The 14,813-nt window shown below is 72.3% G+C and carries 12 protein-coding genes; 1 reads left to right on the top strand and 11 read right to left on the bottom strand.

Annotation, left to right across the window (positions count from 1 at the left end; genetic code table 11):
* Positions 1-58 precede the first annotated feature (58 nt).
* The 11 genes from JWQ91_RS06805 to JWQ91_RS06755 form a co-directional block, all read right to left on the bottom strand.
* Positions 59-691: a hypothetical protein gene (locus JWQ91_RS06805; RefSeq protein ID WP_297782103.1), complete on the bottom strand. Its 633-nt coding sequence runs from the start codon at positions 689-691 to the stop codon at positions 59-61.
* Entirely contained in the window at positions 688-936 is a 249-nt protein-coding gene (locus JWQ91_RS06800; RefSeq protein ID WP_297782102.1) for a DUF1272 domain-containing protein, read from the bottom strand. Before JWQ91_RS06800 ends, JWQ91_RS06805 begins: the two co-directional genes overlap by 4 nt.
* 16 nt (positions 937-952) lie before the next feature.
* Entirely contained in the window at positions 953-3,043 is a 2,091-nt protein-coding gene (gene ligA, locus JWQ91_RS06795) for an NAD-dependent DNA ligase LigA (RefSeq protein ID WP_297782101.1), read from the bottom strand.
* A 58-nt stretch (positions 3,044-3,101) separates the two neighbouring features.
* Positions 3,102-4,079: a methionine synthase gene (locus tag JWQ91_RS06790; protein WP_297782100.1), complete on the bottom strand. Its 978-nt coding sequence runs from the start codon at positions 4,077-4,079 to the stop codon at positions 3,102-3,104.
* Between the two features lie 135 nt (positions 4,080-4,214).
* Positions 4,215-5,303, bottom strand: a complete 1,089-nt coding sequence (gene mnmA, locus JWQ91_RS06785; protein ID WP_297782099.1) for a tRNA 2-thiouridine(34) synthase MnmA — start codon at positions 5,301-5,303, stop codon at positions 4,215-4,217.
* Positions 5,300-6,505, bottom strand: coding sequence for a cysteine desulfurase family protein (locus tag JWQ91_RS06780; protein WP_297782098.1), 1,206 nt, complete (start codon positions 6,503-6,505; stop codon positions 5,300-5,302). Before JWQ91_RS06780 ends, mnmA begins: the two co-directional genes overlap by 4 nt.
* Before the next feature lie 36 nt (positions 6,506-6,541).
* A complete protein-coding gene (locus JWQ91_RS06775) occupies positions 6,542-6,976 on the bottom strand; it encodes a hypothetical protein (RefSeq protein ID WP_297782097.1) in 435 nt (144 codons plus the stop codon).
* A 2-nt stretch (positions 6,977-6,978) separates the two neighbouring features.
* Entirely contained in the window at positions 6,979-8,451 is a 1,473-nt protein-coding gene (locus JWQ91_RS06770; protein WP_297782096.1) for a hypothetical protein, read from the bottom strand.
* A complete protein-coding gene (locus JWQ91_RS06765; protein ID WP_297782095.1) occupies positions 8,444-9,226 on the bottom strand; it encodes a hypothetical protein in 783 nt (260 codons plus the stop codon). Before JWQ91_RS06765 ends, JWQ91_RS06770 begins: the two co-directional genes overlap by 8 nt.
* Positions 9,223-9,660 carry a putative T7SS-secreted protein gene (locus JWQ91_RS06760; RefSeq protein ID WP_297782094.1) on the bottom strand — a complete coding sequence of 146 codons (438 nt, stop codon included), beginning with the start codon at positions 9,658-9,660 and terminating at the stop codon, positions 9,223-9,225. The genes JWQ91_RS06765 and JWQ91_RS06760 overlap by 4 nt, the downstream gene beginning before the upstream one ends.
* 124 nt (positions 9,661-9,784) lie before the next feature.
* Positions 9,785-10,081, bottom strand: a complete 297-nt coding sequence (locus tag JWQ91_RS06755) for a WXG100 family type VII secretion target (protein WP_297782093.1) — start codon at positions 10,079-10,081, stop codon at positions 9,785-9,787.
* A gap of 196 nt (positions 10,082-10,277) precedes the next feature.
* Here JWQ91_RS06755 and JWQ91_RS06750 point away from each other — a divergent pair, with 196 nt between their 5' ends.
* On the top strand, positions 10,278-14,756 hold the full coding sequence (locus tag JWQ91_RS06750; RefSeq protein ID WP_297782092.1) for an FtsK/SpoIIIE domain-containing protein: 4,479 nt from the start codon (positions 10,278-10,280) through the stop codon (positions 14,754-14,756).
* Positions 14,757-14,813 lie beyond the last annotated feature (57 nt).

Here is a 14,813-nt window from a genome sequence, read left to right as displayed (position 1 = left end):
GTGCGCAACCAGGCCGCGCCGAGCCCGTGGCGCGGCGGGAGCGGTGAGCGAGGAGGCACTAGCCGCTCGCGTCCTCGCGCAGCAGCATGCTGCGGACCGGCGGCAGCTCGGCCCGGATCGAGCGGTGGAAGTCGCCGCGGAAGAACACGATGTGCGCCTCGTCGTCCCAGCGGGCGTCGATCCTCTCCTCGAGGTCCCCGACCGGGTCGGGGCGGTCCGCGGCGAACTGGCGCCACTCCCGCGGCGTCACGTGGACGAAGAACGGCTCGCCGTCCTCGCCGACCCCCTCGAGCACGCCGAACCGGGTGCGCGTGGCCCCGGCGTGACGTCGGCGCAGGGCGTGCTCGAGCTCGGCGTACGTCACGGGATCCGGTGCCGGCGCGCCGGTCGACCGGGCTCCGTCGATCCGGGCCGAGCGCCACCTCGCGACGACGAAGGCGGCGTACGCCGGCGGGTCGTCGAGGCCGCTCTCGGCCCGCCAGGCCCGGTCGAACAGGAGCCGCGAGACGACGCGTCGTCCGTCGACGGCGACCGTGACCTCGAGATCGTCGAAGCCGTCCTCACCCGCCACGACGCGCAGGGACTCGATGCGGTGGTCCTCGCCGAGGCCGTCGCTGCGGTCGATGCCGTCGGCGGGATCGTCGGCGTCGAAGATCGCCTGCACGGCCCGCACGAGATCGGCGTCGTTCACGCGCGCACCGGCCGGCAGTCGGGGTTGAACACGCGCTCGGTCGACGGCGGGTCCTGGGCCAGCCGCCGGGCCGAGGGGATGGGACGGCGCACGAGCTCACCGCCGCAGTTGGGGCACACACCGTGCAGGACCGTCTCGGCGCACTCGCGACACCACGTGCACTCGTAGGTGCAGATCAGGACGTCGGTCGAGTCCGGGGCGAGGTCGCGGTCGCAGCACTCGCAGCTCGGGCGGATCTGCAGCATGGGTCCAGTATGACGGTCAGGCCTCGACCGCAGGTGGACCTTCGGCCAGGAGCTTCTCGAAGCCCTCCTCGTCGAGGATCGGTCGGCCGAGCTCCTCGGCCTTGTCGGCCTTGGACCCGGCGTTGTCCCCCACCACGACGTAGTCGGTCTTCTTGGACACCGAGCCGGAGGCCTTGCCCCCGCGGGCGATGATCGCCTCCTTGACCGAGTCGCGGGTGAAGCGCTCCAGCGAGCCCGTCACGACGATCGTCAGGCCCTCGAGCGTACGAACGATCGACTCGTCGCGCTCGTCGCGCATCACGACCCCGGCGTCGCGCCACTGCCGGACGATCCCCTCGTGCCAGTCGACCGCGAACCAGTCGATGACCGCCTCGGCGATCGTCGGTCCGACGCCGTCGACCGCCGACAGGGTCTCGAGCGACGCCTCCTGGATCGCGTCCATCGTCACGAAGTGCGTCGCGAGCGCCCTCGCGGCCGTGGGGCCGACGTGCCGGATCGACAGCGCCACGAGCACCCGCCACAACGGCTGCGTCTTGGCGATCTCGAGGTTCCTGAGCAGTGCGATGCCGTTGGCGCTGAGCACCCGCTCCGCGGCACCGGCCTCGATCTCCTTCTTCTTGGCCGCACGGGTGTAGAGCGGGACCCTCAGCAGCTGCTCCTCGGTCAGCGCGAACAGGCCGCCCTCGTCGACCAGGACGTCGGCGTCGAGCAGCGCCGTCGCGCCCTCCCAGCCGAACACCTCGATGTCGAACGCCCCGCGGCTGCCGACGTGCGTCAGGCGCTCCCGCAGCTGGGACGGGCAGGACCGGGTGTTGGGGCAGCGGATGTCCTTGTCACCCTCGCGCGCCGGCGCGAGCTCGGTGCCGCAGGACGGGCAGTGGGTCGGCATGACGAACTCACGCTCGGTGCCGTCGCGCAGCGCCACGACCGGGCCGACGATCTCGGGGATCACGTCGCCGGCCTTGCGGAGCACGACCATGTCGCCGATCAGGACACCCTTGCGCTTGACCTCGTGCTGGTTGTGCAGCGTCGCCATCTGCACCGTCGAGCCGGCGACCCGGATCGGCTCCATGACGCCGAACGGGGTCACCCGACCCGTGCGCCCGACGTTGACCGTGATGTCGAGGAGTCGGGTGTTGACCTCCTCGGGCGGGTACTTCCACGCGATCGCCCAGCGGGGTGCCCGCGAGGTCGAGCCGAGGCGTCGCTGCCGATCGACCTGGTCGACCTTGACCACGACGCCGTCGATCTCGTGGACGACGTCGTGCCGGTGCTCGCCGTAGTGCTCGATGAACTCCTCGACCGCCGCCAGGTCCTTGACGACCTTGGCCCGGTCGCTGGTCGGCAGCCCCCAGGCCTTGAGCGCGGTGTAGGCCTCGCTCTGCCGGGTCGGCGTGAATCCCTCCCGGTAGCCCAGCCCGTGGCACACCATCGACAGCGGACGCCCCGCGGTGACCGAGGCGTCCTTCATCCGCAGCGTGCCCGCCGCGGCGTTGCGGGGGTTGGAGAACGGGGTCTTCCCGGACTCGGCCCAGGCCCGGTTGAAGTCCTCGAACTCCTGCGTCGGGAAGAACACCTCGCCGCGGACCTCGACATAGGCCGGGACCGGGTAGTCGTCCGAGGGGGTCAGCTCGTGCGGGATGACCTTGATCGTGCGGACGTTGTTGGTCACGTCCTCGCCGACCCGGCCGTCACCTCGCGTGACGCCCCGGGTCAGCCGACCGTTCTCGTAGGTCAGCGAGATCGCGAGCCCGTCGACCTTGAGCTCGCACAGGAACTCGGCGTCCGACACACCCTCCTTGACGATGCGGGCGTGCCACGCCTCGAGCTCCTCGACCGAGAAGGCGTTGTCGAGACTCAGCAGGCGTTCGCGGTGCTCGTAGGCCTCGAACGAGGACGAGGCCCACCCACCGACGGTCTGGGTCGGCGAGTCCGGGGTGCGAAGCTCGGGAAGCCGGTCCTCCAGCCCCTCGAGCTCGCGCATCAGCTGGTCGTACTCGGCGTCCGACACTGTCGGCGAGTCGTCGACGTAGTAGCGCTCTCGGTGCTCCTGGATCGTCTCCGACAGCTGCTTGTGCTGCTGCCGGAGGTCGTCGTCGCTCGCCATGCCTCGACTTTATCCTCGACCCGCGACGGTTTCCTGCTCGGCCGGACGCGTCACGACCTCAGTGGCCCGACAGGCGCTCCGCGACCTCGTACGCCCCGCCGAGCGCGGCGCGCACCCAGTCCGGTGACGCCCCGGCCAGGCCGCACGTGGGGGTCACGACGAGCCGGGGCGCGTACGTCTCCTGGTCGAAGCCGAAGTGGCCGAAGAACGTCGCGACTCGCTCGGCCAGGGCCTTGCCGGTGACGCCCGTCGTGTCGGTCGACGGGACGACACCGAACCACAGGTCGACGCCCCGCTCGAACGACTCCGCCCACACGTCGGCGGGGCGGACCTGCCCGAGGTCGAACGAGATCGCGCTGAACCCGGCCCCGGCCAGCAGCTCGACGGGCACGTCCGGCGCGCAGGAGTGGACTGCGGCGCGGGCACCGGAGTCGGTGATCGCCTCGACGACGGTGCGCAGCAGCGCGTCGGCCTCCGGCGGGTGGACGCTGCGGTGACGGGAGAACCCGCTCGCCGTGGGGATCCCGCCGGTGAGGACCGCCGTGATCGCCGGTTCGTCGACCTGCACCACGAGGTCGGCGCCCGGGAACCGGCGACGGGCGTCCGCGACGTGGGTCCGCAGCCCCTGCGCGAGGGACTCGCTGATCTCCCGGCGGGCGCCGTGGTCGGCGAGCATCTTGTCACCGCGGGGCCGTTCGACCGTCGCGGCCAGCGTCATCGGGCCGGTGACCTGGAGCTTGAGCGGGCCCTGCCGGGTGCCGGCGAGCTCCTCGGCGACGTCCAGGTCCTGGGCCAGGAGCGACCGGGCCCGGCGCAGGTCGGCGCCCTCCCCCACTCCGATCCGCCAGCCGTCCGGCTGCAGGTCGGCGTGGAGCCCGTCCAGGACCGCCAGGGTCCGGCCGATCATCCCGGCGTGCACGCCACGCGCCGGGAGCTCGGGGACGTACGGGAGGTCCCCGACGGTGTCGAGCACGAGGCGCAGCGACTCCGCGAAGTCCGTGCCGGGCATCGAGCCGATGCCGGTGGCGAGCGCCATGTGAGGTCCTGTCTGTGGGGTGGGTGGTGCGTTGGCGTCCACCGACCCGTGGGGGCGGGTGCACTGGCATCCACTTCTGCCGCCGAGCTGGACGCCAGCGCACCGCGCCGACGCCGAGGAAGCCCGAGGTGGACGCTAGTGCACCGCCACCCGGGTCGTGGCGGAGATCGTGGCGGAGCCGACGACGCGGGTGCCGGCGTAGATGACGCAGGCCTGGCCCGGGGCGATGCCGGAGGCGGGGTCGATCAGCTCGACCCGGACGTCGGGGCCGGACACCATGACCCGGGCCCGGTGCTCGTCGCCGTGGGCCCGCAGCTGGACGGTGCAGTTGAGCGTCCCGGTCGGGGCGGCCCCGCACCACAGGGGCTTGATGCACTCCAGCGCGTCGACCGCGAGCGCCTCGCGGGAGCCGACCGTGACGGTGCCGCTGACCGGCTCGATGTCCAGGACGAACCGGGGCTTGCCGTCGTCGGCGGGGATCCCGAGGCGCAGGCCGCGGCGCTGACCGATCGTGAACGCGTACGCCCCGTCGTGCTCGCGCAGGACCGTGCCGTCCTCGTCGACGATCGTCCCGGGCTTCGGGCCCAGCTTCTCGCCGAGCCAGCCGGCGTTGTCACCGTCGGGGATGAAGCAGATGTCGTGGCTGTCGGGCTTGGTCGCGACCTGGATGCCCCGGCGCGCGGCCTCGGCGCGCACGACGTCCTTGGTCGTGTCACCGAGGGGGAACAGCGAGTGCGCCAGCTGCTCCTGCGTCAGGACGCCCAGGACGTAGGACTGGTCCTTGCCCATGTCGATCGCCCGGTGCATCTCGATCGTGCCGTCCGCGGCGGTCTCCAGCTGGGCGTAGTGGCCGGTCGCGACGGCATCGAAGCCCAGCGCCAGGGCCCGGTCGAGCACTGCGGCGAACTTGATCTTCTCATTGCAGCGCAGGCACGGGTTGGGCGTGCGTCCGGCGGTGTACTCCGCGATGAAGTCGTCGACGACGTTGTCGGCGAACTCCTCGCTCATGTCCCACACGTAGAACGGGATCCCGAGCTGGTCGGCGGCACGTCGGGCGTCGCCGGCGTCCTCGATCGAGCAGCAGCCGCGGGCGCCGGACCGGTACGACCGGGGGTTGCGGCTCAGCGCGAGGTGGACGCCCGTGACATCGTGCCCCGCGTCGACCGCCCGCGCGGCAGCGACGGCGGAGTCGACCCCGCCCGACATGGCGGCGACGACCCTCACGACGAGCTCCGCACCAGCGAGGCCCGCTGGGCCCGCTGGTGGACCGCCGGCAGGGCCGCGAGGACCCGGTCGACGTCGGCCTCGGTCGAGGTGTGGCCGAGGCTGAACCGCAGCGATCCGCGTGCCGCGACCTCGTCGTAGCCCATGGCGAGCAGCACGTGGCTGGGCTGGGGCACGCCGGCAGCGCACGCCGAGCCGGTCGAGCACTCGATCCCCTGCGCGTCGAGCAGCATCAGCATCGCGTCGCCCTCGCAGCCCGGGAACGTCACGTGCGCGATGTTGGGCAGGCGGTGCTCGGGCCCCGGCTCGGGGTCACCGTTGACGATCGCGTCGGGGACGACCCGGACGATGCCCTCGACGAGGCGGCGGCGCAGCGACTCGATCCGCGCGACGATCTCGGCCTGCCGGTCCAGCGTGACGTCGACGGCGGCGGCGAACGCGGCGATCAGCGGGACGCTCACCGTGCCGGAGCGCAGGTCCCGCTCCTGCCCACCGCCGTGCAGCAGCGGGGTCGCGTCGATCTCCCGGCCGATGACGAGGGCGCCGACACCGACCGGTCCCCCGAGCTTGTGCGCCGTGATCGTCATGGCGTCGAGCCCGCTGGCGGCGAAGTCGAGCGGCAGGTAGCCGGCGGCCTGCACGGCGTCGCTGTGGACAGGGATGTCGTACGCCTGGGCGATCTCCACGACGTCGGCGATCGGCTGGATCGTGCCCATCTCGTTGTTGGCCCACATCGTCGTGACGGCCGTGATGCTCGCCGGGTCCCGCTCGACCGCGGCGCGCAGGTCGTCGACCAGGATCCGGCCGTGCTTGTCGACGGGGGTCATCTCGACGTCGGCGTGCTCGTGCTTCGCGAGCCACGTGACCGGGTCGAGGAGCGCGTGGTGCTCGATCGAGCTGAACACGATGCGCCGGCGGGCGGGGTCCTGGGCCCGCCGCGACCAGTAGAGACCCTTGATCGCCAGGTTGTTGGCCTCCGTGCCGCCGGAGCAGAACACGACCTCGCTGGGCCGGGCGCCGAACCGCTCGGCGATCAGCTCACGGGCCTCCTCGACGGTACGCCGGGCGGCGCGGCCCGAGGCGTGCAGCGACGAGGCGTTGCCGGTCACGGCCATCTGCGCGGCCAACGCCGCGATCGCCTCGGGGACCATGGGCGTCGTCGCCGCATGGTCGAGGTACGTCGTGGGGCGTGGCTCGGTCATCGCCCTCCCAGCGTAGTCGCCGCCCCCGAGCGCGGCTCAACCGCCGGAAGCCGGCGGCTTCCCGTCGCCGGGCTGCGGTCCGTAGCGTTCCGTCAGGTCGGGCTCGACGCCCGCGGCCAGGCCGAAGGCATCGCTGAAGACGACCTTCCTGCCCTGCCGGGCGGACACCGTGATCACGACGTCGAAACGACCCTGTCGCAGGATCGCGTAGGTGTGGTCGAGGGCAGCGGCGGCGTCGGCGTCCTCGTCGACCGTGATCGTCCCGTAGTAGCCGGTGCCGTCGGTGAACGACTTCCGGAACTTCACGTCGACCGCGGCGACGCCCGGGACCGCCTCGATCTGCCGGACGAGCTCGGTGTCGGCGAGCGGGGTGTAGTCGGGCTTCACGGGACCATCATCGTCCTTCGTGCACCCGCCCGACGAGACCGCCAGGAGGAGCCCCAGCAGGACGGCGATGATCGTGGTCCGCATCCTCAACCCACCGGGGAGATCTGGTAGCGGGTGATCTCGGCGTCCTCGCCCATGAACTGGGCGTTGTCCTCGCGCCACTGCTCGAGGGTCGCCGAGCTCGAGGCGTCGACCTCGGTGCCGGTCTTGGTGTAGTTGGGCACGGAGTGGGCCGCACCCGCTCCGCGCACCCCTTCGTCGGTCCCCTCGGCATCGCTGAGCTCGCGGTTGACCGTGACCCAGTTGGGGCGGTCCGGGTTCTCGACGCCGTCGAGCATCGGCACGACGTCCTGGTCGTGCTCCAGCGACAGCACCGAGACACCGTCCGGGATGTCGAACCGGCCGATCGGGGATCCCCCCGTCACGATGCTCGTGATGCTGTAGCGCGCCTGGATGTCGGGGTCGCTGGCCATCGCGGCGGCGGTGATGCCGCCCTGGCTGTGCCCCGTCATCATCACCGGATCGCCCTTCTTGATCCCGGCTGCCTCCATCGCGTCGGCCACCTGCTGCTCCATGACGGTGCTGCCCTGCATCGCCATGAGGTTGACGTTGGTCGTCAGGTCGATCGGGTTGTCGCCGCGGGCCGGGTCCCACTCCTGGGTCCCGGGGATCTGCACGATGTACGACGACGAGCCGTCGGGCTGGGGCACCTCGATGACCTGCACCTGGCCCGGCTCGTTGCTCGCCTCGCTCTGCCCGCGGAAGATCGAGGCGACGATGTTCTCCTGGGTGATGTCGACCTGGCCGGCATCACCCGGCACCCGGTCGACCGTGAACTCGCCGGTGTCCTCCAACATGCCCGCGAGCCCCGCGATCGACAGCAGCCCCGCGATCGCGGAGGGATAGTCCGTCGAGGGCCAGTTGCCGCCCGAGGCCGCGATCAACGCGGCGGTGCCGGCCGGCCCGAGCAGCCCGGCCAGCGTGAAGCTCGTGCCCTGGATCAGGCTCGGGGCCATGCGGGTCAACGCCTCCAGCAGCCACGGGTTGTCGTAGAGGGTCTCCTGCAGGTCGGCGAGGGTCGGTTCCTCGACCCCCGCGGCGTCCAGCAACGCCTGCAGCAGCGGATTGCTCTTGACCGCGAGGTAGCCCGCGCCGCCCAGCAGCGCGAGTCCCGGCAACGCCACGCCGAGGGCGAACCCCGCGGCGTCCGCACCGAGCTCCTCGAGCTGCGCCAGCTTCTCGTCGACGAGCCGGTAGGCACTGACCGACGTACGCAGGTAGCGGGCCGTGACCTCCAGCTCACCGCCGGCCCACAGCGCGCCCGAGGACCCGGTCGCCGCGGCGACCATCGCGCCCTCGGCCTGGGCCACCTCGACCGGGCACAGCACGACCGCCTGCGCGATGTCGCCGCTCGTGATCAGACCGCCCACGCGCCCGCTCGCGGTGCGCAGGCCGTCGCCGGCCGTGTCCAGCACGTCGGCGTAGCTCAACATGTCGTCGTAGTGGGCCGTGACGCCACCGGCTCCGCCACTGACCTCGATGCCGCCGCCGTCACCCATCCAGACCAGCTCCTGCCAGTGCCGTCTCGAACGCGCCGGTCAGCGAGTAGAGCAGCTCGTCGGCCAGGCCCTCCCGGGTGCAGGGCGTGTGGACCGCCTCGCCGTCGGTGATCGCGAGACCGACCCAGCCGAGCTCGGTCTGCAGCCAGCGGCGCAGCACGACGGTCTCGCGCCCCTCGACCCGCAGCGCGACGGTCACGTTGGCCCGCACCTCGTCCGCGAGCGCCTCGAGCACCGGCGGCACCTCGTCCCAGCCCTGCTCCGTCGCGACCTGGCGGGCGACCGCGTCGTCGCCGGAGCGGACGGCCTCGGTCAGCACCAGGGCGTCGGTGTGCGGAAGTGCCACGACCGGTCCCGGGTCGTCCGGGGCGAGCGGCGGGTCGGGCGGCACCAGGCGCATGACCTCGATGAGCAGGTGCCGCTGGTCGAGCACGCTGAGCTCCACGCCGGGCGCGAGCCGGGTCGGCTCACCGCCACCGGGGAGGACCAGGATGCGGTTGGCGATGGCCGATGTCGTCCCGTCGCTGCCGAGGCTCGCCACGACGCCGCGGTCCCCCGACACCGTCGTGACGTCCACGCGCACGCGGGCCGAGCCCAGCGCCAGCGCTGCGGCCGCGACCATCGTCGGGTCGGCCTCGGCGTCGTCGGCGGTCAACGGGGTGAGCGCGCCCAGCGCGGCGGCCGGCACGCCCGTTGCCGCGACGACCGACGCCCAGTCGGGCTCGTCGAGCCGGACGCGCGGCACGCCGTCGATGCGGCTGAAGGTGGGGCTCACAGCACACCTCCCAGGAGCTTCTTGCCGCCGTCGACCAGCCCGTCCTTGAGGTCCTCGGCCTTCTTCCTGGCCTCGTCGGCCAGCGAGGTGACACCGCCGATCAGGTCGGTGACCCCGTCACGCACCATGTCCTCGGCGTCGGCCAGCGTCTTGCCGGCCTTCTCCAGCAGGTCGTTCAGGGTGTCCTGCCGGTCCTCGAGGACGTCGGCGAGGTGGTCGACGGCGTCGGCAGCGTCCCGCATCGACTCGGCGACCGCCGTCACCTCGTCGCACCGGGTCTCGATCTTCTCGACGAACGAGGACGCCGCCGTGCTCTTCCAGTCGATCTGCTTGGCCTGCCGGACCGAGGTCGCGTCGTCGTCGACCTCGTCGGCCCACGACCGTATGCGTCGTGCCACCGCGCGGACGTCCTGCGGATCTCCCCCGATACCCATGTGCCCAACGTAGGGCAACCGGTGCCCGGTGTCTGCTTGCCGACGGTGGGGCGGGAATGACGAAGGCACCCGGGAGTCCCCGGGTGCCCTCGTCGAGCTTGTGCCGTCGGCGGCAGTGCTGGGATCAGCCGTTGAGGGCCGACGCGAGCTGCTCGTCGGTGTCCTCGAGGGCCTGGGCGGCCTTCGTGAGGTACTCGCCCATGCCGGTCAGACCTTCGATGCACTGGCGTGCGCCCTTGTTGAACTCCTCGTAGGAGGTGTTGAACGCCTTGGAGGACTTGTCGGTGACGTATCCGCCGCTGACCAGCTCCTCGACGAGGGACTTGAGCTTGTCGAGCGTGCCCTCGATCTCGTGCTGACCACCCTTGAGGTTGGTCGCTGCACCGCGCATGTCTTCGTAGGTGACGTTGACGTTCGCCATGGAACTGCCTTTCGCTAGGGATGCCGGCCCCCCGACGGCCGCTGCGGGCCTCCGGAACAACACCCGGCTTGATGGGTATGACCCTAACGGACATCGCGCGACGGGTCATCCCGTGGAGACGGGGCAATCGTCAGGCTGTCACGAAGCGGGCTCGTCGACTCGTGCTGCACCGACGCGCCAACCTATGCTGGCTCGCATGCGTGTCGAAGTGACCATTGCCAACCCTCACTCCGGCAACGTCCGGCACGTCGTGATCGACGCCGACGACGCGGCGCCCGTGTCGGACCTGGTCGACGCACTGACGGCGCAGCCCGTCGCCCCGGCGGTGCTCGACTCCGACGTCATCTCGCTGGCCTCGCGCCGGGACAGCCGCGTCGTCGCGGTCACCGACGCCCCGCGGCACGTGCTCTACCTGCGCGGCCAGGCGCTCGACCCGGCCGTCCCGGTGGCCGACTCCGGGATCAAGAGCGGCTCGTTCATCACGATCGACGACCGGGCGGCGTCGGTCGTGGACGAGCCCGAGGGCCTGGTCGAGATCCGCGTGGTGTCCGGCTCGGGAGCCGGAGCGGTGCACCGGCTGTCGGTCGGCGAGGCCGGTGTCGGCACCGACCCGGGCTGCACGATCCGTCTGCACGACGACCGGGTCCCGCCGCTGGTCGCGGCCGTCGTCGTCGACATCCACGGTGCCGTGACGGTCCGGGCCATGGGCGGGGCGGCCGACGCGCTGGCCGAGACGATCCCCCACGCCGACCCGCCACTGGCGCTGGACCGGGAGGTCCTGCCCGAGGTGGACACCGCCTGGCCGGTCGGCTCGCAGCTGACGATCGGGGACGTACGCCTCGAGCTCGAGACGATCGACGTGCCCGACGCGGCGCTGGAGGACAGCCCCGAGCCGGGGTGGATCGACTACAACCGGCCGCCCCGCCTGCTGCCGCCCGAGCGCCCCACGTCGTTCAAGCTTCCCGCAACGCCCCGCGAGCAGAACCGCAGCGGCCTGCCCTGGCTGACGATGATGCTCCCGGTCGTGATGGGCGTGAGCCTCGCGGTGATCACGGGCCGCTGGTACATGCTGACGATGGCGGCGTTCTCGCCGATGATGATGCTCGGCTCCTACCTGCAGGGCAAGAAGCAGGGCAAGCAGACGCACCGCCAGCAGCTCGCCGACTACAAGCAGAAGAAGGAGCAGGTCGAGGGCGACATCGAGCAGGCCGTCGTCGACGAGCGGGTCGCCCGCCGCATGGAGGCGCCGGACCCGGCACTGACGCTGCTGATCGCCAGCGGTCCTCGCGCCCGGCTGTGGGAGCGTCGCATCACCGACCCCGACTACCTCTCGGTGCGCATCGGCGTCGGCGACCTGGAGTCGGAGGTCACGGTCGACGACCCCGAGCAGATGGAGCACAAGCGCCGGACGGTGCGGCCGGCGTACGACGTCCCGGTCGCCCTGCCACTGGCCGAGCGCGGTGTCGTCGGCATCGCCGGGCGTGGCGACCTGCCCCGCCGCATCTGCACGTGGGCCGTCGCGCAGCTCGCGACGCTGCAGAGCCCCAGCGACACCCAGGTGTACGTCCTGACCGACGCCGAGGGCGCACCCGCGTGGGAGTGGCTGCGCTGGCTCCCCCACGCCCGGCCGCAGTTCGGCCAGGACACCGTCGTGACCCTGGGCGTCGACACCGAGACGTGCGCCCGCCGCATCGCCGAGCTGTCCGCTGCGCTCGCCGCGCGGCAGGGTGCCGCGGCCGGCAAGTCCGGCTCCTCCAGGCCGCGGCTGGGCCCGGACATCGTGGTGGTCTTCGACGGCGCCCGCCGGCTCCGCTCGCTGCCGGGCGTCGTGGCGCTGCTCAAGCAGGGACCCGCGCACGGGATCTACGCGATCTGCCTCGACACCGACGAGCGGCTGCTGCCCGAGGAGGCCGCCGCGGTCGTCCTGGAGACCCCGCGCGGCGTGACGCTGCGCCAGCAGCGGGTCACGGTCGTGGACGACATCATCCCCGACCTGGTCGAGCCCGCGTGGCTCTCCCGGGTCGCCCGGTCGCTCGCGCCCTTGCGTGACATCTCCGGGGGCGACGACGACTCCGTGCTCCCGGCGGCGTGCCGCCTCACCGAGGTCATGGCGATCGAGCCGCCCACTGCCGAGCTCATCCGGGCCCGGTGGTCGCTCAGCCCGCGCTCGACCGAGGCCGTCGTCGGCATCTCGCTCGACGGGCCGTTCTCGATCGACCTGCGACGGGACGGACCGCACGGCCTGGTCGCCGGCACGACGGGAGCCGGCAAGTCCGAGCTCCTGCAGACCATCGTCGCCTCGCTCGCGGTCGCGAACCGGCCGGACGGCATGACGTTCGTGCTGGTGGACTACAAGGGTGGCGCGGCGTTCAAGGACTGCGTCGACCTGCCCCACACCGTCGGGATGGTGACCGACCTCGACACCCACCTGGTCGAGCGGGCGCTGGTGTCCCTGGGCGCCGAGCTCAACCGCCGCGAGCACATGCTGGCCGGTGCCGGCGCGAAGGACATCGAGGACTACGTCGACCTGCAGGCCAAGCGGCCCGAGCTCGCCGCGATGCCCCGCCTGCTGATCGTGATCGACGAGTTCGCGTCGCTGGCCCGCGAGCTGCCGGACTTCGTCACGGGCCTGGTCAACATCGCCCAACGTGGCCGCTCGCTCGGCATCCACCTGATCCTCGCGACCCAGCGCCCCGGCGGCGTCGTCTCCCCCGAGATCCGGGCCAACACCAACCTCCGCATCGCGCTGCGCGTCACGGACGGCTCGGAGAGCTCCGACGTCATCGACGCCCCCGACGCGGGCAACATCTCCAAGGCGACCCCCGGCCGGGCGTACGTACGACTGGGCGCCAACTCGCTCGTGCCGTTCCAGTCGGGCCGCGTCGGTGGCCGCCGTCCCGGCGCGGTGAGCTCGGCGACCGCACCCCCGTGGATCGCCCAGCTCGGGCTCGGCGAGCTGCCCCAGGCGATTCCCGTCCGTCCGCGCGCCGCCGTCGTCGACGACGCCGAGGTCACCGACCTGACGGTGCTCGTCGAGGCCGTGCGCCAGGCCAACACCGACCTCGCCCTGCCGCCCCAGCACAGCCCGTGGCTGCCCGCCCTGACCACGACGGTCCAGCTGGACGACCTGGTCGCCGAGGCCGCAGCCGCCACCGCGCCGCGGCTGCCAGTCATCCCGTTCGGGATCGAGGACCTGCCCGCCGAGCAGGCCCGCCGGCACGCCGCGATCGACTTCTCGACGTTCTCGCACCTCGCGATCGTCGGCGGCCCCCGCAGCGGGCGCTCCCAGGCGCTGCGCACGATGGCCGGCTCGATCGCGCAGCTCGTGAGCCCCGCCGACGTCCACCTCTACGGTCTCGACTGCGGCAACGGCGCGCTGCTGGCGCTCGCCGACCTGCCGCACTGCGGCGCGATCGTGCAGCGCACGCAGACCGACCGGGCGACCCGCCTGTTCGGCCGCCTCACCGCCGAGCTCGCGCGTCGTCAGGAGATGCTCGCCGCGCACGGCTACGCCGACCTCGGCGAGCTCCGGTCCTCCGTCGACGAGGCGGAGCGGCCGCCGCACATCGTCGTGCTGCTCGACCGGTGGGAGGGCTTCCTGGGTGGGCTCGCCGAGCTCGAGGGCGGCACCCTGCTGGAGCAGGTGCAGAACTTCCTCCGCGAGGGCGCCTCCGCCGGTATCCACCTGGTCATCACGGGCGACCGGCAGCTGTCCAACACCCGGATGGGCTCGCTGATCGAGGACAAGATCGGCCTGCGCCTGCCCGATCGCGCCGACTACTCGCTGCTCGGGCTGCAGCCTCGCAAGATGCCCGAGGACATCCCCGAGGGCCGCGGCTTCCGCTCCGAGACGGGGCTCGAGCTGCAGTTCGCGCTGCTCGGTGAGGACACCAGCGGTCAGGCCCAGGCCGGCTACCTCCGGGCGATTGCCGCCGAGTCCGTCGAGCGGCACGCCGCCGTCCCGCGGTCGGCCCGACCGTTCCGGGTCGACGTCCTGCCGACGCGGATCACGTTCGACGAGGCCTGGACGATGCGGGAGACGACCGAGCCGCAGCCCCTGTGGGCCATGGTCGGCGTCGGCGGGGACGAGCTGACGGCCGTCGGGTTGGACCTGTCGCGGACCCCTGTCGCAATCGTCGCCGGGCCACCGCGGTCCGGCCGCTCGACGGTGCTGCTGTCGGTCGCCGAGTCGCTCCTGCGGGGTGGCACCGAGCTCGTGATCGCGGCGCCGCGCCCCTCACCGCTTCGCGACCTCGCGGGACGCGACGGCGTACGCACCGTGCTGACGTCGAGCGCGTTGACCGAGGCCGAGCTCAAGCCGCTGATCGAGGACGGCGACGGTCCCGTCGTGCTGCTGATCGACGACGGCGAGCTGCTCAAGGACATCGACGCCAAGGACTACCTGAAGTCCCTGCAGCGCATCTGTGGCGACATCGGCCGCGGCATCGTCCTGGGTGGCGACTCCGGCGAGGTCGGCAGCGGCTTCAGCGGGTGGCAGGTGGAGATGAAGGGCCGCCAGGGCGTCGTCATCTCGCCGCAGGGCACCAGCGACGGCGAGCTGATCGGCGTACGCATGCCGCGCAGCTCGATCGGCGCCCAGACGCAGGCCGGCCGGGTCCTGACCAACCTCGGCGACGGCGTCCTCCGCACGATCCAGGCCCCCCTCCCCTCCTGACCCCCGCCGACGCGTGGGTTACGCCCGCTGACGCGTGGGTTACGCCCGCTGACGCGT

The sequence above is a fragment of the Aeromicrobium sp. genome, assembly GCF_025965075.1.
In the GTDB taxonomy this organism is placed as follows: Bacteria; Actinomycetota; Actinomycetes; order Propionibacteriales; family Nocardioidaceae; genus Aeromicrobium.
This window is presented reverse-complemented; position numbering and strand designations above follow the sequence as displayed.